Below are 22,323 nucleotides of genomic sequence, written 5' to 3' on the forward strand. Positions count from 1 at the left end.
GGGTTTTTAGGCAGGGAAAGGAGCAGTATTTTCGATTGGTAAAATTACCCTCAGAGGGTAATTATTGGACTCAGGTGTCTTATGGAAAAGTACACACCTCATTACGATTTAGCCCTGATCAAGGCGCAAGTCATCCGGCTGGGCAACAGAGCCTTTACTGCAACCGCGCGGGAGAGCGCTCGACAACTTGAATTGAGCATCGGCCAGATGCGGTTGGCGGTTTGCGCCCTTGAAACGCGAATGTTGTACAAATCGATGACAACCTATGCAGATCACCGGATATGGCAGGACGTCTATCTGATCAAAATGTACGGTATGGAGATTTACATCAAGGTGACTCACCGCCCAGGCGGCGAAGCTCCCGTAATCTCCTTCAAGGAGAAAACCTTATGAAAACCCAACAATGCGTGAATTGCGGAACCCATGATGGAATGCAGTATTTCGCAGGTCGCACCTTCACCATCAACACACGCGGCATGATGCGCGACATTCCAAACATCGCGGGCTGGGAATGCCAGGTTTGTAAGGAAATCGAATTCGATCATGACGATGACAGCGCAGAGCGTTATTCCGACGCCAGTGACCGATTATTGATGGATGGCAAAAAAATCATCGCGGCTGAAATGAAGCGAATCCGTCGCAAACTGCACCTCACTCAGAAGGAGGCAGTGAAGCTGTTGACTGTGCGCGGGCAAAACTCGTTTTCTCGCTACGAAAGGGCTGAGGTTTTCCCTCCTGAACCATTGTTTACACTTATGCGCCTACTGGATAAGCATCCGCATCTGCTGGCCGAGATCGAGGCGCTCAATGTCGGCGATGACCTCAATCGCCTGCTCATTGCAAAAGATCAGCAACAACGTGCGGCCCAAGCCTCCTGAACCATGCCGTGTAGGAGCGAGCTTGCTCGCGAGAAACGTCAACGATAACGCGTGTTTCCTGATTGAACGCGGCGCCTGTGAGTTTTTCGCGAGCAAGCTCGCTCCTACAAAAAGCCTTAACTGAACGGTATCAGGCCAGGTTTATTTTTTAACCTTCCATCAATGCAGTATCTGGCTCAAGAACAACTTGGTCCGCTCATTCTGCGGGTTATCAAAGAAGTCATTCGGCGCCGCCTGCTCGACGATCTCGCCCTTGTCCATGAATATCACGCGGTTGGCCACGGTGCGGGCAAAGCCCATTTCGTGGGTCACGCACAACATGGTCATGCCGTCTTCGGCCAGGCCGATCATGGTGTCCAGTACCTCTTTGACCATCTCCGGGTCCAGCGCCGACGTCGGCTCATCGAACAGCATGATTTTGGGTTTCATGCACAGCGCACGGGCAATCGCCACACGCTGTTGCTGGCCACCTGAAAGCTGCCCGGGAAACTTGTGGGCCTGCTCCGGAATGCGCACGCGCTCCAGGTAATGCATGGCGATTTCCTCGGCCTTGCGCTTGGGCATCTTGCGCACCCACATCGGCGCCAGCGTGCAGTTTTGCAGGATGGTCAGGTGTGGGAACAGATTGAAGTGCTGGAACACCATGCCCACTTCACGACGGATCGCTTCGATTTGCTTGAGGTCGTTGGTCAGCTCCACCCCATCGACCACAATGCGGCCTTGCTGGTGCTCTTCAAGGCGGTTGAGGCAGCGGATGGTGGTGGACTTGCCCGAGCCCGACGGGCCGCACAGCACGATACGCTCCCCCTGCTTGACGTTGAGGTTGATGTCTTTCAACACGTGGAACTGCCCGTACCACTTGTTGACGCCCTGCATCTGAATAATGCCTTCAGGGCTCACAGGCTGTTTGATTGCTTCGCTCATCAAAAAACTCCTAACGCTTGTGGCCAGTGTCGAGCTTGCGTTCCAGATGCATGGAATAGCGCGACATACCAAAACAGAAAATCCAGAACACCAGGGCGGCGAACACGTAGCCTTCGGTGGCCATGCCCAGCCATTTGGGGTCGGCGGCGGCTTGCTTGACGCTGTTGAGCAAGTCGAACAGGCCGATGATGATCACAAGGCTGGTGTCCTTGAACAGGGCAATGAAAGTGTTGACGATCCCAGGGATCACCATCTTCAAGGCTTGCGGCAAAATCACCAGGCCCATGCTGCGCCAATAGCCCAGACCCATCGCCGCAGCGGCTTCATATTGGCCCTTGGGAATCGCCTGCAAACCACCGCGCACCACTTCGGCCACATAGGCCGACTGGAACAGGATCACACCGATCAACGCCCGCAGCAGCTTGTCGAAGTTCATGCCTTCGGGCAGGAACAGCGGCAGCATCACCGACGACATGAACAGCACCGTGATCAACGGCACGCCGCGCCAGAACTCGATGAAGGTCACGCAGACCACCCGAATGGCCGGCATGTTCGAACGCCGTCCCAGCGCCAGCACAATGCCTAGCGGCAAGGCGCCGGCGATGCCCACGGTGGCGATCACCAGGGTCAGCATCAGGCCGCCCCATTGGCTGGTCGCCACGTTGCTCAGCCCGAACACACCGCCGTGCAGCAAGCAGTAGGCGATGATCGGGTACAGCACCAGAAAGCCCAGGCCGTAAATCGCCTTGCGTGGGAAACGCGAGATGAACAACGGCGCCACGCCGACGATGGCCAGCCAGACCGTCATGTCTACGCGCCAGCGCAGGTCGACCGGGTAATAGCCATACATGAACTGCCCGAAGCGCTGTTGGATAAACACCCAGCAGGCGCCCTCTTTGGTGCAATCGGCGCGGGTGGTGCCCACCCAGTTGGCATCGAGGATGGCCCAGTGCAGGATCGGTGGCACCACCAGGTACACCAGGTAGATCGCCAGCAAGGTCAGCAGTGTATTGAGCCAGCTCGAGAACAAGTTGGCGCGCATCCAGGCCACCGGCCCGAAGACTTTGCTCGGCGGTGGCATATCAGGTTTGAACGTATGCGTAGTCATGGGTGTGTCCTCACCGCTCGATCAGCGCAATGCGCTTGTTGTACCAGTTCATCAGCAAGGAAATGCTGATGCTGATCGCCAGGTACACGCTCATGGTGATGGCAATGACTTCAATGGCCTGGCCGGTCTGGTTGAGCACCGTGCCGGCAAACAGCGAAACCATTTCCGGATAACCGATACCGGCGGCCAACGACGAGTTTTTCGCCAGGTTCAGGTATTGGCTGGTCAGCGGCGGAATGATCACGCGCAACGCTTGCGGGATGATGACCTTGCGCAGCGTCGGCCCCGGGCGCAGGCCCAGTGAACGTGCCGCTTCGGTCTGGCCATGGCTGACGGACTTGATGCCCGAGCGCACGATCTCGGCAATGAACGCTGCCGTGTACACCGTCAGCGCCAGGGTCAACGCCAACAGCTCAGGGATCAGTACCCAGCCGCCGACGAAGTTGAAGCCAGCAAGCTTGGGCATTTCCCAATGCAATGGCGTACCGAAGATCAACACGCACAACGCCGGGATCACCACCAGCAGCGCCAGGCCCGCCCAGAATTTATGGAAAGGAACCCCCGTCGCTTCGAAGCGCTTGTTGGCCCAGCGGGTCATCAGCACGATGGCAACGATAGCGACCAACAGGCTGGCGACAAACGGCCAGAACCCATCGGACGCCAGTGCTGCCGGCATGTTCAAGCCACGGCTGCTGACAAAGAAGGTGTCACCGAAGTTATGGCTGTTGCGCGGCCCTGGCATGGTCAGGAACACCGCGAAGTACCAGAACAGGATTTGCAGCAGCGGCGGAATGTTGCGGAACACCTCCACATAGACCGTCGCCAGCTTGTTGATCATCCAGTTGGGCGACAAGCGCGCCACGCCGATGATGAAGCCGAGCAGGGTTGCCAGCACCACACCGATGACGGTCACCAGCAAAGTGTTGAGCAGGCCGATGACAAACACCCGGGCATAGCTGTCCGATTCGGTGTAGTCGATCAAATGCTGCGCGATGCCAAAGCCGGCACTGCGCTCAAGAAAGTCGAAACCGGAAGTAATGCCCCGGTGTTGCAGGTTGGTCTGGGTGTTGTGAAACAGGTACCAGCCCAGCGAGACCACCGCCACAATGGTGATGATCTGGAAGAGCCACGCGCGCACTTTGGGATCGCTGAAGCTGAGCTTCTGCTTGGGTGCGCCGATTAGATTTTGCATGGAATGCCCCGCAAGTAATGGAACAGAACATCACCCGGCGGTTGGCCCACCGGGTGATAGAACCATCAGCGATCAGCGCACAGGGGGTGCGTACTGGATACCGCCGTTGTTCCACAGCGCGTTCAGGCCACGGTCGATTTCCAGCGGCGTGCTCTTGCCCAGGTTGCGCTCGAACATCTCGCCGTAGTTACCCACCTGCTTGACGATCTGTACCACCCAGTCCTTCTTCACTTTCAGGTCTTTGCCGTATTCGCCGTCGGCACCGAGCAGACGCGCAACGTCCGGGTTCTTGGTGGCCTTGGCTTCAGCTTCGACGTTCTTGGAGGTCACACCGGCCTCTTCGGCGTTGAGCATGGCGTAACCCACCCAGCGCACGATGGCCAGCCACTCGTCGTCACCGTTACGCACGACCGGGCCCAGCGGCTCCTTGGAAATGGTTTCCGGCAGCACCACGTAATCTTTCGGCGAAGCCAGCTTGCTGCGCTGGGCAAACAGTTGGGACTTGTCGGAAGTCAGCACGTCGCAACGCCCGGATTCCAGCGACTTGGCGCTTTCATCGGAAGTGTCGAAGGTGATCGGAGTGTATTTGAGGTTGTTGGCGCGGAAGTAGTCGGAGACGTTCAGCTCGGTGGTGGTACCGGCCTGGATGCAGATGGTGGCACCGTCCAGCTCCTTGGCACTTTTCACGCCCAGCTTGTTGTTAACCAGAAAGCCGATACCGTCATAGTAGGTGATGAAGCCCGGGAATTTCAGGCCCATGCCCGCATCGCGGGAACTGGTCATGGTGGTGTTGCGCGACAGGATGTCGACTTCGCCCGATTGCAGCGCGGTGAAACGCTCCTTGGCATTCAACTGGCTGAACTTGACCTTGGTGGCGTCACCAAAAACCGCAGCGGCTACGGCGCGGCAATAGTCAGCGTCGATCCCGAGGATCTTGCCGCTGGCATCCGGCACCGAGAAACCCGGCAAGCCGTCACTCACGCCACATTGCACAAAACCTTTTTTCTGCACGGCATCCAGGGTGGCGCCCGCCTGGGCAAAACCACTGACACCCAGTACAGCCGCCGCGGTGACGATGGCCAGGGTGGACTTCAATACCTTCATTACATACCTCCAATTGCTCTTGTTGTGTCGGAGCTCCAACCTCAGCGCACCCTTATGAGGCGATATCGACCCGTGTTGGCTTTTTTTGGGGTCAAGCAGCATGAGATTTTTGCGGTAATTCCAGTTGCTTTCCCACAGGCGGCAGTCACTGATAGTGTTACCGCCCTGGGAGAGTTCTGACATCGACCTACACATAGCAAGGCGCGTACCAGAGTGCTGGCCGAGTCGTTGCCCGTCTTGTTCAGTGGTAAAAGATTCACCCTTGCGACATTCTCTTAACAGATCAACCTGTCGCGCACCGTCCCGACGCCCCCAATCGAAGCGCGCGCACATATATGGAGCAGACATGACCGACCCCTTGATTCTTCAGCCCACCAAGCCCGCAGACGCTTGCGTTATCTGGTTGCATGGCCTGGGTGCCGATCGCTACGACTTCCTGCCGGTGGCCGAGGCGCTGCAGGAAAGCTTGCTGACCACGCGCTTCGTTTTGCCTCAGGCGCCGATGCGCCCGGTGACCATCAACGGCGGTTATGAGATGCCAAGCTGGTACGACATCAAGGCCATGAGCCCGGCGCGTTCGATCAGCCTGGAAGAACTGGAAACGTCGGCCAAAATGGTCACGGATTTGATCGAGGCACAAAAGAGAACCGGAATAGACGCTTCGCGAATTTTCCTCGCGGGCTTTTCCCAGGGTGGCGCAGTGGTTTTCCACACAGCATTCAAACACTGGGAGGGTCCACTGGGTGGCGTAATTGCCCTCTCCACCTATGCACCCACCTTCGACGATGAACTGGAATTGTCCGCCAGCCAGCAACGCATCCCCGTCCTCTGCCTGCATGGCCAGTACGATGACGTTGTGCAGAACGCCATGGGCCGCAGCGCCTACGAGCATTTGAAGACCCGTAGTGTCACCGTGACATGGCAGGAATACCCAATGGGCCACGAAGTGTTACCCGAAGAGATACGCGATATCGGCGCCTGGTTGACTGAACGCCTGCGCTGAAACCCGCGTTTATGTAGCCGTATGACAGACGCACTACGCCGCGCCCGATTCTTGCATTACACTGGCCGGCGTACATTCCTTAATCAATTAATGAGATGACCGTGCTCAAAGCACTCAAGAAGATGTTCGGCAAAAGCGAGGCTGAGCCGCTCGCGCCTGTTCCCAGTGCTCTTGCCCCCAAGCCCGGCAGCCGCAATGACGGTCCCCAGCCTGGCCGCACCGCGCCTGGCGCCTCACCGAAAAAAACCACGGTGGCGCCGCCTGAACAGGTAACGCCGGCCGAGGCCGCCCCAACGCCTGCGGCCAAGCCTCGTCGCGAACGCGCGCCCAAGCCGCCTGTGACCCCGTGGAAACTCGAAGACTTCGTCGTCGAACCCCAGGAAGGCAAAACCCGCTTCCACGACTTCAAACTGGCTCCGGAACTGATGCACGCCATCCAGGACCTGGGCTTCCCGTACTGCACGCCGATCCAGGCGCAGGTGCTGGGCTTTACTCTGGCGGGCAAAGACGCCATCGGTCGTGCCCAGACCGGCACCGGCAAGACCGCCGCGTTCCTGATCTCGATCATCACCCAGCTGCTGCAAACGCCGCCGCCCAAAGAGCGCTACATGGGTGAACCGCGTGCGCTGATCATCGCCCCGACCCGCGAGCTGGTGGTGCAGATCGCCAAGGACGCCGCCGACCTGACCAAGTACACCGGCCTCAACGTTATGACGTTTGTGGGCGGCATGGACTTCGACAAGCAGCTCAAGCACCTTGAAGCCCGTCACTGCGACATCCTCGTCGCCACCCCGGGCCGCCTGCTCGACTTCAACCAGCGCGGCGACGTGCACCTGGACATGGTCGAAGTGATGGTGCTGGACGAAGCCGACCGGATGCTCGACATGGGCTTTATCCCCCAAGTACGCCAGATCATTCGCCAGACCCCGCCAAAAGCCGAGCGCCAGACCCTGCTGTTCTCCGCCACCTTCACCGAAGACGTGATGAACCTCGCCAAGCAGTGGACAACCGACCCGTCGATCGTCGAGATCGAAGCGCTCAATGTCGCCAGCGAAAACGTCGAGCAACATATCTACGCCGTGGCCGGTGCCGACAAGTACAAGCTGCTCTACAACCTGGTCAACGACAATGGTTGGGAACGCGTGATGGTCTTTGCCAACCGCAAGGACGAAGTGCGCCGCATCGAAGAACGCCTGGTGCGCGACGGCGTCAATGCCGCGCAGCTATCCGGCGATGTGCCGCAGCACAAACGCATCAAGACCCTGGAAGGTTTCCGCGAAGGCAAGATCCGAGTGTTGGTGGCTACCGATGTAGCCGGACGCGGGATCCACATCGACGGCATCAGCCATGTGATCAACTTCACCCTGCCGGAAGTGCCGGACGACTACGTGCACCGCATCGGCCGTACCGGACGTGCTGGGGCTGCGGGTGTGTCGATCAGCTTTGCGGGCGAGGATGACTCGTACCAGTTGCCGTCCATCGAGGCGTTGCTGGGGCGCAAGATCAGCTGTGAGACACCGCCGACGCATTTGTTGCGGGCCGTAGAACGCAAACGCCCTTAAGCTCAAATGCGGTAAAAAATGCGGGAGCGGGCTTGTGTGGAAGCTGGCTTGCCTGCGATGCAGACACCTCGGTTTTTCAGTCACGCCGAGGTGATGCTATCGCAGGCAAGCCAGCTCCCACATTGGTTTCTGCGTCTGGCTGGCTACTTCCAGCGATCCGCTGCGGCGTGGTCACTGCTGCGCCCTTCTACCCAACGCGCCCCCTCGCTGGTGTTTTCCTTTTTCCAGAACGGCGCCCGCATCTTCAAGTAATCCATCACAAACGCACAGGCATCAAACGCTGCCTGCCGGTGCGCACTGGCCGCGCCGACAAACACAATCGGCTCACCCGGCTCCAGCTCGCCAATACGGTGCAGCACCTCCAACTTGAGCAACGGCCAGCGCTGCTCAGCCTCAACGGCGATCTTGGCCAGGGCCTTTTCAGTCATGCCCGGGTAGTGCTCCAGAAACATCCCCGACACCTCGCGCCCGTCATTGAAGTCGCGCACATACCCGACAAAACTCACCACCGCGCCTACGCCCACATTGGCCGCGTGCATGGCGTTGACTTCGGCACCGGGATCAAAGGCTTCGAGCTGCACACGAATGGCCATGGTCAGCCCCCGGTCACTGGCGGGAAGAAGGCGATTTCATCACCGGCTTGCACCGGCTCATCGAGGTCGCACAGTTCTTCGTTGCGTGCGCACATCAGGCTGGTCTCGTTGAGCACTGCAAACTCCGGATCACCGGCCAGCGCCAGGCGCACAGCATCGACCGTAGCAAACTCACCTTCCATCTCCAGCGAATCAAAGCCCACCGCTTCGGCGTAACGCGCAAAAAACAATACGTTGATGCTCATACCTGGTCCGCCTTGAAATGCCCGCTTTTACCGCCCAGCTTTTCCAGCAGGCGAATACTCTCGATGGTCATGCCACGGTCCACGGCCTTGCACATGTCGTAGATCGTCAGCGCAGCGACGCTGGCCGCGGTCAGCGCTTCCATCTCGACGCCGGTCTGGCCGGAGAGTTTGCAGCGCGCCAGGATATGCACGGCGTCCACGCCATCAGCGCGCAGTTCGACCTTGACGCCCGTGAGCATCAGCGGATGACACAAGGGGATCAAGTCACTGGTTTTTTTTGCCGCCTGGATCCCGGCAATGCGGGCCACGGCAAATACGTCGCCCTTGGGGTGAGCGCCGTCGACAATCATTGTCAGGGTTTCGGGCAACATGCGCACCCGCGCTTCGGCCACGGCCTCACGGAACGTCACGGCTTTGTCGGTGACGTCGACCATATGGGCGCGACCTTGGGAATCGAGATGAGTCAGCACAGCGATACTCCTGATCAGGAGCAGCGATTGTAAACCTGTGGGTCAAATTTGCGCAGGGCTGTTTATCCCATTCTGTAGGAGCGAGCTTGCTCGCGAAAAACTCACAGGCGCCGCGTTTACCCAGGGTGCACGCGTTATCGTTGACGTTTTTCGCGAGCAAGCTCGCTCCTACATTCAAGGTTAGAACAGGAAGGTAAACCCGGCATTGATCCCGTTGTTGTTACCACGGTTGGACAACAAGCCGCTGTAGTTCAACGACACCAGGGTGTCCTTGGTCAGGGCCATTTCCGCACTGGCTTTGATCACCGCGCCATCCCGGGCTACGGGTACGCTGTTGACGGCAAAAGCGGTGTCGCTGCCGGCAAACCTCAGCGAGGCTTCGCGATCGGTATCACCGAACTGATGCTCCCAACCCAGCTCACCACGCAACGTCACTGCCGAGGTGGAGCTGACCGGCAACTGCGTATGCGCACGCAGGCCCACCGTAGAAAGTGTCGCGTCCTGGCTTTGCTTGCTGGCATGCAAGGCTGCAGCACCGCCTTTTTCCTTGAACGAGTCGCTCTGATAGTTCAGGTATGTGAGGTTGGCGAAGGGTTCGAATGGTGTCCACTGGGTGTAGCCGATCTCGGCAAACACTTGGTCGGTGCGCGCATTGTAATCGGCCTTGGCGTAGTCCGACTGGTTGGCGTAAGCCACCCGCCGCGAAGTATCCAGACGGTGCCAAGTGGTGGCGCCACCCAGGCGCAAGGCAATCGCCTCGAAGCGCTTACCGCCATACACCGACAGGTGATAGTTGTCGCTGTCCGCTGAAGCCGACTGGCCATTGAGGTGGCTCTGGGTATAACCGGTCGCCGCCCCTACGCGCCAGCCGTCGCTGACCTCGGTATCCAGCCCCAGCAACACACCACTGGTGGACGAGGAATAGCCACTGGCGTTGTTATCACCGCTGACGTTATTGCGCCCACCGAGCAGTTGCACCCAGCCGCCGTTGTCACGGCTATCGATCTGCGCGCTGGAGTCCAGTGCCTGGGCCTGCTGCAGACGAGCATTGACCGCTTCGCGAAGGTATCGACTGTCGGCCATTTGCGCCGCCGCAACATCCGAATGCAGTTGCCCCGACAATTGCTTGAATGCATCCCGAGCCTGGGCGGCGGAATCGGAAGCCAACAGGCTTTCGTATACCGCGCTGCCAGCCCCAAGTGTCTCCGCCGCCGTCGCCACCGCGCGTTCGTTGCGCGTCTGTGCGACGCTGGCGAAGCTGGTCTGGTTGCGCGCAATCGCCAGGGTCAGTTGGTTCGGTTGGTAAGCGAGTTGCGTGCCGATGAACAGGTAGTTGGGCGCGAACGCCGCAAACTGACCATTGATACCCTGGCTGGCGCTGAGAATGGTGAACTGCTGGCCCAGCAAGCTGCGCGCCTCGCTGGCAGACAGCAGGTTGGGGCTGTTCTCCAGGGAAACGTTCACCACACCGCCATTGAGCGTGGCCACGCCACTGCTTTGGATCTGGTCGCTCTGGCCATTGGCACCGACTTCGACGGCATACACCGAGCCTGGATTGAAGGTCACGTCGCCAGCGCGCAGTGTGCCAATTGAATGCCCCGGCGCCACGCGCCCGCCATTGTTGACGGTCAAGGCGCCCACCGTGCCGTTGCCGGCCAGGATGCCGCCCACTGTGGTCACTACGCCATTGTCCGCATTACGGGTGCCCACGGCACTGCCATCCACCGTCACGGCCGAGGCCAACGCACCGTCCACCGACAATTTGCCACCGCGTACCCAAGTACTGCCTGAATAGGTGTTATGGCCTTCCAATACCAGCTCGCCATCTCCGGACTTGACCAGGCTACCGACGTAGGTGGTGCCGGTGAGCAGGTCCTGGCCACGGGTGAGCATCGCCTGCTCCCGGGCATGACCGATCTCGTATTCGAACTGATCGTCGGTCGAGGCATTGGCGGGCAGGCCATTGAGCCAGCCCTTTTGCTGCTTGGTCGCCGCCCAAACGGCCTGCTCGGCAGCGTCTTCTACGCCGCGGGCGCGAATGGCTTCATCGGAAATCGGGTTGGCCCAGATATCGCGGGTACCGGTAGGCAAGGCCACCGCCACGGCACCCAGGAACTGCCCCGGCCCTTGCATGGCTTTTTGCAGATTGGGCAAGCCCCATCCGCTGACCACACCCGGCACTTGCGGCGTGCCCGGCGCGGCATCATGCACCGGTTGCAGGTTGTCGTAGGTGCGGCCGCCCGTCAGTTCACCGACAGGTGTGTCCGGGCCATCCGGCGCTTGCAGGCTGGAGGTGGTCAGCAACACATCCCGCGCCTGACTGGCGGTCATGTAAGGAAAGCGCTGGATCACCAAGGCCAAGGCTCCGGAAACACTCGGCGCAGCCGCGGAGGTCCCGTTGGCGTTGGGCATAATTTCACCCTCAGGCCCTGTGGACGGGATGCCCGAAACGCCCATCACACACCACCACTTCGAGGTGCCGCAGCGGTTGTAGACCTGGGCGCTGGTCTCGTCGTAGCCGGTGATGGAGAGGAACTTAGCTTCGATATCCGGTTTGAAAAACGGCAGGTTCGCATTGGTGTCCGGGTTGGCACCGTGGCTGTCGTTGCCCGCCGAGATGATCTGGATAAAGGTGTTCTCACGGGCCGCATCGGCCATAGCGTCCATCCAGGTTTTGCGCCCGGCGTGGGCCTTGTCCCAGAACGGGCGATAGGCGGCGGTCATGTCACGCAGGTTTTGCGCGGCGCTGTCGCCAACATTGCCAAAGTGGTTCTCCACGTCATCGCGCGAGCTTTGCCCCCAGCTCTGGTTGACGATCGCCACGTTCTTTGCCGCCAGGGCGTTGTAGCTGGCCATGAACGCGTTGTAGTCGAGGTCGTTGGAGCCCTGGTACCGGTCGTTGTCGCTGCCGCCGGTATTGGCGACAAAGATATTCGCGTCGAAGGCGATCCCGTGCATACCGGTGCCGTTGCGGCTGGCGCCGAGCACACCGGACATTTCCGTACCGTGACCATCATTGAACGCCGGATCATATTCCCCGGGAATACTGAAATGTTCACCCTGCTTGAACTCGCCGCTGGGCACTTCAAGACGGTAGCGTGGATGAGTGGCGTAGTACTCCCCAGTGGAGGTCACCGCCTGTACCCGCTCCTGGCCCTGGGCGTTCTTGCCCTGGAACTCGGAGTGTTCGGTGAGGATGCCCGAGTCAAGCACGCCAACATTGACCCCCTTGCCAGTGATGCCCAGGGCATAGGCGTAATACGCGTTGGTGCGGTCCAGGCCGGAGTTGACCTGGGCTTCCGGGGTCTTCCAGGTTTGCGCGTTGGCGCTCCAGTCGCCGGTTGCGCCAGCCCAGGACTGGCCTGCATTCAACTGCCCGCTGAGGTTGCTGCTCACGCCCGGTTCTACGTAGGTGTAAGGTTTGGCGGCCGGCAGGTTGGCGATGATGGCCTTGGAAAAATCGAGAATATTGGTGGTGTAGCGGCCGCTGTTGCTGAACAGCCGACTGCGGTAGTAATCCAGGCGCGAGGTGTAATCCAGTGGCCGCCGAGTATCGCCGAGCATGGCACCGATGGTGAGGTTTTCGGGTTGCAGTTCGTAGTTCTGTTTGAGGGCCGAGTCGAACTTGCCGGACTGGGCAGCGAAGTCCTTGGCCGCCAGGTCGACGATATCCGAGTAGGCAAACCGCAGATTCTTGTACACGTCGGTGCCGGGGCCGAACGAGGCGACGGCTCTGCGGAATGCCGATTCCAGTACTTGAGACGTGTACGGATTGTCTTCGGCCCAGGCCATGGTTCCCTGGCCCAGCCAAAGAGCCAGGCCGAGCGCGATGGGTGTTAGAGGCATCTGCTTGAAACGAGTGGCGTGCTTGTGTTGCGACAAAGTGAAGCCATTACCTGCTACGTCCATTTTCCTTTCCCTTTGGATATGTGCGTCGTCAATGAGCGATGTATCGGGCTTTTGTAATAGGCAGGGTCACGGTGAAGAACCTAGACAGGTCTTCAAAACGTTCGTCGAATCAAGGAGGAGTGCTCCGACGGGGTCACGCAGAGTTCTTGTTGTTTTTTTACCGCAAGAAAAAATGTAACAAAATAATTACAAAAACCACAAGCACCCAGGACGCGTTATCGCAGACAAATGTCGCGCACAACAAAAACCCCGGACTTCGTGAAAAATCCGGGGCAGTTCGTGGCACTTAGCCACTTTTTGGTGAGTAGGCGGTTACAGGTGAGATTCGGCGTATTCAGCCAGAATCGAACGAGGCACACCCTGCAGCGCAATATGCACGCCGTTCGGGAAATCCTTGAAGCGTTCCGTCAGGTAGGTCAGCCCGGAGCTGGTCGCGGACAGGTAAGGGGTGTCGATCTGCGCCAGGTTGCCCAGGCACACCACTTTGGAACCGGCGCCGGCACGGGTGATGATGGTTTTCATCTGGTGCGGTGTAAGGTTCTGACATTCATCGATCAGGATCAGGCTTTGCTGGAAGCTGCGACCTCGGATGTAGTTGAGTGATTTGAACTGCAACGGCACTTTGCTGAGGATGTAGTCGACGCTGCCATGGGTGTTTTCGTCATCCATGTGCAAGGCTTCGAGGTTGTCGGTGATCGCCCCCAGCCACGGCTCCATTTTTTCCGCTTCGGTGCCGGGTAAAAAGCCGATTTCCTGGTCCAGGCCCTGCACGCTGCGGGTGGCGATGATGCGGCGATAGCGTTTGGTCACCATGGTTTGTTCGATGGCGGCGGCCAGGGCGAGGATGGTTTTCCCCGAACCTGCGGCGCCGGTCAGGTTGACCAGGTGAATGTCCGGATCGAGCAGCGCATACAGCGCCAGGCTCTGGTAGATATCACGCGGTTTCAGGCCCCAGGCTTCCTGGTGCAACAGGGGTTCCTGATGCAGGTCGAGAATCAGCAGCTTGTCGACCTGGATCTCTTTGATCCAGCCCACGAAGCCCTGCTCGTCGACGATGAATTCATTGATATGCACGGCCGGCAGGTTGTCGGTCAATTGCACCTGGTGCCAGGTGCGGCCATGGTCCTGACGGGTTTCGACCTTGCTGACACGGTCCCAGAACGAGCCGGTCATCATGTGATAACCCCGCGACAGCATCGACACATCGTCGACCAGTTGGTCGGTACTGTAGTCCTCGGCAGCGATCCCACACGCTCGTGCCTTGAGGCGCATATTGATGTCTTTGGTCACCAGCACTACGCGCAGGTCCTTGTCGCGAGCGTGCAGGTCGATCAATTGGTTGATGATTTTATTGTCGTTGAGGTTTTCCGGCAGCAGGCTGTTGGGCTCGCTGCGCTTGCTCATCAGGATCGACAGCAAGCCCTTGGGCCCGCTTTTGCCACGCTGGATCGGCACACCGACCTCAACGTCCTCGGGCGAGGCTTCGCCCAGGGTTTTGTCGATCAGGCGGATGGCCTGGCGGCATTCGGCGGCAACGCTGTGGTGGCCGCTTTTGAGTTTATCGAGCTCCTCAAGCACGATCATCGGAATGGCGACGTGGTGTTCTTCAAAGTTAAGCAATGCGTTTGGATCGTGAATCAATACGTTGGTATCAAGCACATAAAGGATTGGCTGGTCGGAAGAAGGGTTACGTCCATGATCATCCATACTCGGTCACCTTTGTGGGAGCCAGTCGACGCAATACCTGGGCGGTGCTGCGCCTCGATTCGACCACCGAATGCACCTGAGGGACGTCAAGTGCAGTGCCCACATGCGGAGTCTTGGAAGACGCCACCTGTGTTGCAGGTTTCGGCGGTCTGACTTCGTAATACCGCAAAACCCATGACAGGAAAAAGCACTTTGACGCTTTTTTGAAGTTTATTTTTCAGGATGACGAATAGCACTAGCCGAGTACCATGTACCCCGTTAAAGTCGGAAGTCCGCCTGCATCGAAATGTCGCAGCAAATCGCCCCGAAAACACCCCATCCCCAGCAAAGCCGGGCACTTCATCGAAATGCCTCGCGACACTCCTGCCAACCCAGGCCACTCTGCGCCGTTGCCTGCAATACCATCGGCAATGCCACCCGCGCCTTGTCCTGGGTGTCGTGAAACACGATCACGCCTTTGCGCCATAGCAGCATCAATGTCAGCACCCGTTGCGCCGACTCATCGGCCTTGAGCTTGCCCGGCTCGTCCTGGGAATCGATGTCCCATAACGCCACCTGCAAACCCTGTTGCTGGAAGAAGCCCTGGCTGTCCGCACGGCGCTGCCCATAGGGCGGACGGAACAGCGGCACATAGTTTTCCGGCAGCAGATTTTGCACCAGCCCGGCACTGCGGGTGATGGAGCTTTGCCAGTCGACCCAATGGCTGTGGGAGCGGTACTGCCAGCCCTGAAGCCCCACGCACTGCCCTTGGTACAGCGCCTGCACATCGGCGGCGGAACTGCGCTCCACGCGGGTTTGCAAGCTGCTGCCAAGGACAAAGAACATCGCGTTCATCTTTTGCTTGCGCAGGTAGTCGGTCAGCCAATCGGTATTACCGCCCATCAACGCCGGGCCACCGTCGAAGGTCAGCAAGAACATGCGATCGTTGAGCTCGTCGCCATTGCGCTCATGATCGCCAAAGCGCGCCACTTCACTGCTGATCTGCGGAAACAGCGCGGCCTTGCGCAACAACTCGTCCAGATAGCGTTCGTGAAAGTGCCGACTGGGGGCAGCCCAGCCTATATAGAAAGAGTTGTCACTGACCTCGAACTTGCCGGCCTGCTCGCGCAGATCGTCCATGTTTTCCACCAGGTAACAGAACGAGGCATCTTCTTCGCAGCTCTGCTGGGCGAATGTGTAGTTCTCCAACAGCCGTTGCCAGAGCTGGCGACGCAGGTCATCGATGGCGGCCAGGTTGATGATCTTAAGCCCCAGCCGTTGCTTGAGCGCGGTTTCGTCCTGGGCTTCGCTGGCGATTAAACCATGGGCAAACATCAGGATTTCCGCCCGCGAGGCCACATCGAACAGCGCCGGGCTGCTGAGTTTTTCCGGCCAGGTGTTGCGGTCGAGGCTGGCGACATCCACCGGCGCGGCCTGGGCATTCAGGCACAGCAGGCAAGCGGACAATAAAAGCGCTAATCGCACACGGGGTCTCCCTCTGCAGAGTCGTCGGCCACTATAGCTGATCACGTCCGCCCAGATGGCATTGGCCAGGTTCGACGGGCCTCTGGCTGGCCATGACGGATAAGTCCTACAGCTATTGCCCCTCCAATAAGTAAGAGACCTCTTGATTCCCTCCACCCTATTGAAGGGCTCGCTTACGGCTTCCTAAGATCGGCCCATCTGCGGCTCTGCGAGCAGCATGTTCCCCATCGTGTCCCGGCTGACGGCAATTGCAATTGGCGGGTCAACAGGAAAGAAGGAAGTTCCATGCCCCGCCAAAGCGATATGCGCTTCACATTCGAGCCCTTGAAAGGCGATGCCTTCGATGTGGTGTCCTTCACGCTTGAAGAAGGCCTGTCACAGCCGTTCAAACTGGAACTGCAACTGGCCAGCCACAACGCGGCCATCGACTTCAATCGGGTGCTCGACTTGGCGGGGTTATTCACCATATGGCGTGGTGAAACCCCAGTACGTTACGTTCATGGTCTGGTCAGCCTGTTCACCCAGGGCGACACCGGCTTCCATCGCACCCGCTACACCGCCATCATCGAACCGACCCTGGCGCGTTTCGACCTGCGCTCCAACTGGCGCATCTTCCAGGGCCAGACCGTGCCCGACATCATCACCAACGTGCTTGCCGAGCACCGACTGACCGACATCCGCCGCGAAATCTGCTTCGATCACCAACCCCGCGAATACTGCGTACAGGCCGGCGAAACCGACCTCGATTTCATCGCCCGCCTCGCCGCCGAAGAAGGCCTGCTCTACACCTTCGAACACCGCGACGACGGCCACACCCTCGTCCTCACCGACCGCGTCGGCGGCCTGGGCACCATCGGCACGCACAAAAATTGCCCCGTGATCTACCAACCCATGGCCGGCGGCGATGCCACAGAACCGGCCTTGACCCGTTTTCACTACACCGAACAAGTACGCACCGCACGCCAGGTACAACGCGACTACACCTTCACCCACCCGCGCTACGACCAACAGCACACCGCCACCGGCGACCAGGACCTGAAAAACCAGCACAAGGACTACGAGCGCTACGACTACCCCGGCCGCTACAAACGCGACATCGCCGGCAAACCCTTCACCAAGACCCGGCTGACCGCCCTGCGCAATGACGCCAAACTGGCGCACCTGGCCGGTGACGACGCGCGCCTGCAACCGGGGCTGGCGTTCGACCTCAACGAACATCCCCGCGAAGACTTCAACGACCGCTGGCGCACCATCACCATCACCCACGAAGGCAAGCAGCACACCAGCCTGGAGGAAGAGGCGTTCGGCAGCGACCACGGTAGCTCTTATGAAATGACCGCCAGCGCCATCCGCTGGACCTCCGACTGGAAAGCCCCGCTGCGCGACAAACCCTGCATCGACGGCCCACAGATTGCCACGGTGGTTGGGCCGCCAGGGGAGGAGATTTATTGCGATGAATGGGGCCGGGTGAAAGTTCAGTTTCCGTGGGATCGCTCGGACAAAAACAACGATCACAGCTCATGCTGGATTCGTGTAGCTCAAGGCTGGGCGGGAGAGCTTTGGGGCGCCATGGCCATCCCACGTGTGGGTCAGGAACTGATCATCGGCTACCTTGATGGCGATGCCGATCAGCCTATCGCTATCGGTCGGGCATACCGGCAAACCAACCTGCCACCGTATGAGCTGCCCAAGCACAAGACACGGATGACCATCAAAAGCCGAACTCATAAAGGCGAAGGCTTCAATGAGCTGCGTTTTGAGGATGAACTCGGGCATCAGGAAGTGTTTATCCATGCCGAAAAGGACAAGAACGTCCACATCAAAAACAACAACGGCATCTTCGTTGGCAACGACCGCAAGGAGCGAGTCGAGCACAACGAAACCATCTCCATCGGTGACCACCGCACCGAGGACGTCGGCCAGAACGAAACCATCAGCATCGGTGCCAACCGCAGCGTAACCATCGGTGGCAACAAGGCAGAGACCATCAAGCTGGCCAAAGCCGAAACCATCGGCTTGGCCAAGGCGCTGACCATTGGCGCGGCCTACCAAACCAGCGTTGGCGCGGCCATGAACACTACCGTGGGCCTGAGCCAAAGCGAGCAGGTCGGCATCCACAAATCGGTGGCGGTGGGCAAGAAATTCACCATCGACGCGGGGGATGAATTCAAGGTCACGGTGGGCAAATCCACCTTGGTAATGAAGTCCGACGGCACCGTACTGATCAATGGCCGCACCTTCGATTTCAGCGCCAGCGGCGCGGTGCAGATCAACGGCAAAGACGTGGATATCAACTAGGGGGCGTCATGGAATTTCGCAATCTGACGCCTTTTGATGCGCTGTGTTTCAGTGCCCTGGGCATGGACGACCAAGAGTACCCGGTGCTGGTTTTGAAGGTGGGCTATCGGTTGATACCCATTGACGACCAACCGGGGCAGTTTCGGGCCGAGGTACTGGATGAGGATCCGTTGGCCCTATGCACCGCTGATCGCTACTACGGCGAGGAAGGGGCAAGCAGCGTCTGCGAGGAAAGCGACCTGGCGCCATTCAAACCACGCTGTGATGTGATCGTTGCGGGCCATGCTCATGCGCCACAAGGCCAACCAGCAACGCAGTGGACCGCCGGGCTGCGCATCAGTGCTCCGCTGGCGCCGCCGCCCAGCATCGAGGTGCCCCTGCCGACGCCGCTGAGTCCCGGCGAACGACTGACCGAGTACCAGCTAATGGAATGGCAAGCCGCCCGGCAAGAAGCTTTTAAGCGTCGGGCCGATGCGCCGAGGCGCCATTACTTGTTGGACAAGCACCTGAAATTCACCGGCCCTCGCCACTTCCGTCACAGCTTGTTCGGCGGCTGGCAATTGTCCGAGCCTCAGCCCGCAACGTGTGTTCCGCTGCGCTGGGAATATGCCTTCGGTGGCAGCAGCGTAGTGCCTAATCCCGAGCACGCGATTGATGAAAACACCCCGCCCTATCTGCTCAACGAAGTTTGCTACAGCAACCCACTGGGCTGCGGCTGGATCGACAAGCGTCAAGAAGACCTTGGCTATCAACTGGACAAGCCGCTGCGCGAACTCCGCGCGCCACAGATAGAGCCCATCGACAAACCGGTGTGGCGTCTGGATCGGGTCAAACACCCCGAGGATGAACCGGACGCCCGTGGCATGGCGCAGCTCGCGGCCAGCTACAAAAACCAACCGGTTGGATTCGGCGTGGTTGGGCGTGCCTGGGCGCCTCGCCTGCCCTTGGCCGGGAGCTATGACGAGGTCTGGCAGCGGGAACGCTGGCCGGGCTTGCCACGGGATTTCGACTTTGCCTACTGGAACGGTGCGCCGGTTGATCAACAGATCGAATTTCCGCCGCCCGCGTTTCGTCTTGAACTGTTCAACCTGACCGCCCCAGGCCCTACACCCGACGGCACATTGTGCGTCGAACTGCCCGGCCATCGCCCGTTTGTCCTGATGCGCCTGCACAACGGCGCCATGCTGCCGCTGCCCATGCTCACCGATACGCTGCGCATCGACACCGAAGCCATGACCTTGGCGCTGACCCATCGCATCAGCCTGCCCAATCACCTGGATATCCGCGTTCTGGAAGCTCGTTTCGAGACAGATCCGAACGCACTGCTGATCAAGCGCACAGCCAAGGAGATGCTCTGACATGGCCGACAACGTCATCGCCCGCAGGCAAGATAAATGGAAGGTCGTCAGCATCGTCCCCGACGTGTGCAAAACCCCGATGGGCAGCGCCATCCCACCCGTTCCCTACCCCGTCACCGCCGAACTGAAAACCGCCACTGGCGTGGCCAGGTCGGTACGTGTGAACGGCGAACCGGTGGTGGTGTTCAACAAGAGTCTGGTTCCCAGCACCAAAGGTGATGGAGCCGGTGCCGCCAAAGGTATCAAGAGCAATACAGTGGGTGGCAAGTGCTACCCCTTGGAGAAAAGCAGCACCGTGAAAGCTGAAGGCAAGTTGATGGTGCGCAATGGCGATCTATTTTGGATGAACGGGGTGTAGTGTGTGACTGAGCCCCTAAACATAAATATCAGGAAATTTCAGCGCCCAATTGGTGATACCAAAAGTATCGCAACATTCGAAAGCGGTAGCGGTGTAACTGTGCAGATCTGGGACGGAAACGCAATCCAATACCAGCAAGCACTAACTCATGAAGAATATGACAAATTTCGCGAAAGGGTCCCTGAATATGAACTCCCAGACTACCCCCATCCCAATAAAGAAAACCCCGTTGGCGGGACGAATTCAAATGGAAACACATTGGGGCGTGTAGTTGGGGAAACAGCATCTACTGACGTTCCTGCTGCACAGGCAAACCCTTCCGTTGACAACGAGACAGATGAAGAGACCAGCACGACAGATAAAGTGCTTGATGGAGTGCAACTTGGTCTAGATGTAGCTAGCCTTGTACCGGGACTAGGTATCGTGACCGGTGGAGCTAGCGCCGCGATCAGCATCGTACGGGGTGACTATACTGGCGCTGCGACCTCAGCACTCGCTATGATCCCTTTCGCAGGAGGTGTCGTCAAAGGAGGTGTACTAGTCGGAAAGCATGCCGGAAAACTTGAAAGAGCTTCTAGCAAAATAGGAAGAGGGCAAGCAAAAGCCAAGGGCAGAAGCAAATGTATACTGCGACCTTATAAAATCAATGGAAAATCACCGTGCACCCCTTTAACCGGGCACCACGTAGTACCAGACCGAGCGTTTCGACTTGGGAATCCATCTGGCCCTGATCGAATTCCTGGAGGTCTCAACAACTCAGAAGGTTTGGTAATTTGTGTTAGGGGTAAGGGGCGACAAGATGAGCATGGCCGTATTCATAAATATTACGATGCCGATGAGCACAAGTTAGCGTTAATCAGCACCCCTAAAGGTACCGCGCCCTTGATAGCACTTGAAACACTTGGTGCAAAGGCAGCCAGCAAGGTAACAGGTTGCAGGCAAAAAGATCTATTATTGCAACTTCGAACTTACCACCAAGCTAAAGGAATGGGGCCAGACTTCATCGTTAGGGCTGATCCGTATGGAAGATTCGCAAAAACAATCCCAAAGGAAATTTATGGTTCCAAATCTTCCGGCGGACCAGGATCCTTTTAAAGGAGTAAACAATGAAAGTAAGAGCACATTCGAAAGTAACCATGGGCGCCGGGACAGCCATTGATAAGAATATGTATTATATGGCATGCACCCTAGATTCTCTTGACAGGGACACGCCATTTTCTCGACTGTTTTTCTATCAAGATCAGACGGCACAAAAATGGTTCCATCACGACTTAAACAGATGGAGAGTCGTATCAACTTGCCTCATCCCAGAAACAAAAAACTCACCCAGACAAGTTTGCGCGCTTAGTGAGGAAGGCGAAGTGGAATATTACAGCAGAGACGGGAGCAGGATCGATAGAATCTTAGATGCAGGGCTCTCCGGCCATGGTCAAAATTTTGGTTACATGAGCCGCATCCGCTGCATAGGAGAGTCGATTTATGCCTGTGGATATCATGGTCAAATTTACAAGAAAGATTCATCTAGCAATTGGAAACATTTCGACGACGGCATTCTCCAGCCCCACTCAAAAATCTTTAACCAAGCTCCGAACGACAAGCACTCGAAAAATTTGATTGCGCCAGCTCCAGAAAGCATTGACCTTCTTGATATAAACGGCAGCAGCGAGTCCGAAATTTATACAATAGGCGATGATGGCTTCATCGCCTATTACAATGGAATAAACTGGTCAACCTTGCCAGCAGTGACCAAAGCATGTCTATATGGAATGCACGTAATGTCACCACAAGAAATTTGGATCGTCGGCTCCAGAGGAACTCTTCTTTGTGGGAATGCCCACACGGGTTTCAAAGTTCATCACAGAAAGAACATGGATTGCGATTTCTATTCCATAACCAATTACAAAAACACGTTTTATATCGGAGCCAGTGACGGCATATACACAATAATTGATGGCAAGCCCATCCCCCTAGACATACATAACGCTCACAAAATAAGAGAAATAGACACCATTGAGAGCAAAAATGGAGTGTTATGGGCCCTAGCTGCAAAAGAGCTACTTAGATTTGACGGAGCTAAGTGGGATATATTTGAACACATTGATAACATTTAGTGGGTGACCTGCTTTTAAGCCAAAAGGCATATTCAACGA

Annotated in this window: 19 protein-coding genes; 9 read left to right on the top strand and 10 right to left on the bottom strand. The window is 58.0% G+C overall.

What is annotated here, in order from left to right; translation table 11 throughout:
• Window positions 1-81: 81 nt before the first annotated feature.
• A complete protein-coding gene (locus tag JFT63_RS07570) occupies window positions 82-393 on the top strand; it encodes a type II toxin-antitoxin system MqsR family toxin (protein ID WP_198706547.1) in 312 nt (103 codons plus the stop codon).
• Complete coding sequence (locus JFT63_RS07575; protein ID WP_198843700.1) at window positions 390-878, top strand: type II toxin-antitoxin system MqsA family antitoxin; 489 nt, start codon at window positions 390-392, stop codon at window positions 876-878. Before JFT63_RS07570 ends, JFT63_RS07575 begins: the two co-directional genes overlap by 4 nt.
• Window positions 879-1,037: 159 nt before the next feature.
• Here JFT63_RS07575 and JFT63_RS07580 read toward each other — a convergent pair whose 3' ends face one another.
• The 4 genes from JFT63_RS07580 to JFT63_RS07595 form a co-directional block, all read right to left on the bottom strand.
• Entirely contained in the window at window positions 1,038-1,802 is a 765-nt protein-coding gene (locus tag JFT63_RS07580) for an amino acid ABC transporter ATP-binding protein (protein WP_010444394.1), read from the bottom strand.
• A gap of 10 nt (window positions 1,803-1,812) precedes the next feature.
• Window positions 1,813-2,910 (bottom strand): amino acid ABC transporter permease, encoded by a 1,098-nt coding sequence (locus JFT63_RS07585; protein WP_014717022.1) that lies wholly within the window; start codon window positions 2,908-2,910, stop codon window positions 1,813-1,815.
• A gap of 10 nt (window positions 2,911-2,920) precedes the next feature.
• Window positions 2,921-4,102, bottom strand: a complete 1,182-nt coding sequence (locus tag JFT63_RS07590; protein ID WP_198843701.1) for an amino acid ABC transporter permease — start codon at window positions 4,100-4,102, stop codon at window positions 2,921-2,923.
• Window positions 4,103-4,174: 72 nt separating this feature from the next.
• On the bottom strand, window positions 4,175-5,206 hold the full coding sequence (locus tag JFT63_RS07595; protein WP_057701502.1) for an amino acid ABC transporter substrate-binding protein: 1,032 nt from the start codon (window positions 5,204-5,206) through the stop codon (window positions 4,175-4,177).
• A 346-nt stretch (window positions 5,207-5,552) separates the two neighbouring features.
• Here JFT63_RS07595 and JFT63_RS07600 point away from each other — a divergent pair, with 346 nt between their 5' ends.
• Together JFT63_RS07600 and rhlB are read left to right on the top strand one after the other, a co-directional pair.
• Window positions 5,553-6,209, top strand: coding sequence for an alpha/beta hydrolase (locus tag JFT63_RS07600; protein ID WP_057701503.1), 657 nt, complete (start codon window positions 5,553-5,555; stop codon window positions 6,207-6,209).
• 95 nt (window positions 6,210-6,304) lie between these two features.
• Entirely contained in the window at window positions 6,305-7,771 is a 1,467-nt protein-coding gene (rhlB, locus tag JFT63_RS07605) for an ATP-dependent RNA helicase RhlB (protein ID WP_057701504.1), read from the top strand.
• A 143-nt stretch (window positions 7,772-7,914) separates the two neighbouring features.
• Here the strand turns inward: rhlB and moaE are convergent, their stop codons facing one another.
• The 6 genes from moaE to JFT63_RS07635 form a co-directional block, all read right to left on the bottom strand.
• Window positions 7,915-8,364: a molybdopterin synthase catalytic subunit MoaE gene (gene moaE, locus JFT63_RS07610; protein WP_198843702.1), complete on the bottom strand. Its 450-nt coding sequence runs from the start codon at window positions 8,362-8,364 to the stop codon at window positions 7,915-7,917.
• Window positions 8,365-8,366: 2 nt separating this feature from the next.
• Window positions 8,367-8,609 (bottom strand): molybdopterin converting factor subunit 1, encoded by a 243-nt coding sequence (gene moaD / locus JFT63_RS07615; RefSeq protein WP_057701506.1) that lies wholly within the window; start codon window positions 8,607-8,609, stop codon window positions 8,367-8,369.
• Window positions 8,606-9,079 carry a cyclic pyranopterin monophosphate synthase MoaC gene (moaC, locus tag JFT63_RS07620; protein ID WP_046071003.1) on the bottom strand — a complete coding sequence of 158 codons (474 nt, stop codon included), beginning with the start codon at window positions 9,077-9,079 and terminating at the stop codon, window positions 8,606-8,608. The genes moaD and moaC overlap by 4 nt, the downstream gene beginning before the upstream one ends.
• A 180-nt stretch (window positions 9,080-9,259) precedes the next feature.
• The gene (locus JFT63_RS07625; RefSeq protein WP_198843703.1) at window positions 9,260-12,988 is read right to left on the bottom strand and encodes an autotransporter domain-containing protein; all 3,729 of its coding nucleotides are present in this window, start codon (window positions 12,986-12,988) and stop codon (window positions 9,260-9,262) included.
• A gap of 312 nt (window positions 12,989-13,300) precedes the next feature.
• Window positions 13,301-14,695 carry a PhoH family protein gene (locus JFT63_RS07630; protein ID WP_057701508.1) on the bottom strand — a complete coding sequence of 465 codons (1,395 nt, stop codon included), beginning with the start codon at window positions 14,693-14,695 and terminating at the stop codon, window positions 13,301-13,303.
• A 339-nt stretch (window positions 14,696-15,034) separates the two neighbouring features.
• The gene (locus JFT63_RS07635) at window positions 15,035-16,159 is read right to left on the bottom strand and encodes a polysaccharide deacetylase family protein (protein ID WP_198843704.1); all 1,125 of its coding nucleotides are present in this window, start codon (window positions 16,157-16,159) and stop codon (window positions 15,035-15,037) included.
• Between the two features lie 285 nt (window positions 16,160-16,444).
• Here JFT63_RS07635 and JFT63_RS07640 point away from each other — a divergent pair, with 285 nt between their 5' ends.
• Genes JFT63_RS07640 through JFT63_RS07660 form a run of 5 tightly spaced genes read left to right on the top strand, consistent with a single transcriptional unit; the run spans window position 16,445 to window position 22,284 of the window.
• Entirely contained in the window at window positions 16,445-18,457 is a 2,013-nt protein-coding gene (locus JFT63_RS07640; protein ID WP_198843705.1) for a type VI secretion system Vgr family protein, read from the top strand.
• An 8-nt stretch (window positions 18,458-18,465) separates the two neighbouring features.
• Entirely contained in the window at window positions 18,466-19,815 is a 1,350-nt protein-coding gene (locus JFT63_RS07645; protein ID WP_198843706.1) for a DUF2169 family type VI secretion system accessory protein, read from the top strand.
• Window position 19,816: 1 nt separating this feature from the next.
• Window positions 19,817-20,173: a DUF4150 domain-containing protein gene (locus tag JFT63_RS07650; protein WP_057701512.1), complete on the top strand. Its 357-nt coding sequence runs from the start codon at window positions 19,817-19,819 to the stop codon at window positions 20,171-20,173.
• Between the two features lie 3 nt (window positions 20,174-20,176).
• Window positions 20,177-21,268 carry a hypothetical protein gene (locus tag JFT63_RS07655; protein ID WP_198843707.1) on the top strand — a complete coding sequence of 364 codons (1,092 nt, stop codon included), beginning with the start codon at window positions 20,177-20,179 and terminating at the stop codon, window positions 21,266-21,268.
• Window positions 21,269-21,279: 11 nt separating this feature from the next.
• Window positions 21,280-22,284: a hypothetical protein gene (locus tag JFT63_RS07660; protein WP_057701513.1), complete on the top strand. Its 1,005-nt coding sequence runs from the start codon at window positions 21,280-21,282 to the stop codon at window positions 22,282-22,284.
• The last annotated feature ends 39 nt before the right edge of the window (window positions 22,285-22,323 follow it).

This window comes from Pseudomonas sp. MF7453, assembly GCF_016405455.1.
In the GTDB taxonomy this organism is placed as follows: Bacteria; Pseudomonadota; Gammaproteobacteria; order Pseudomonadales; family Pseudomonadaceae; genus Aquipseudomonas; species Aquipseudomonas paralactis.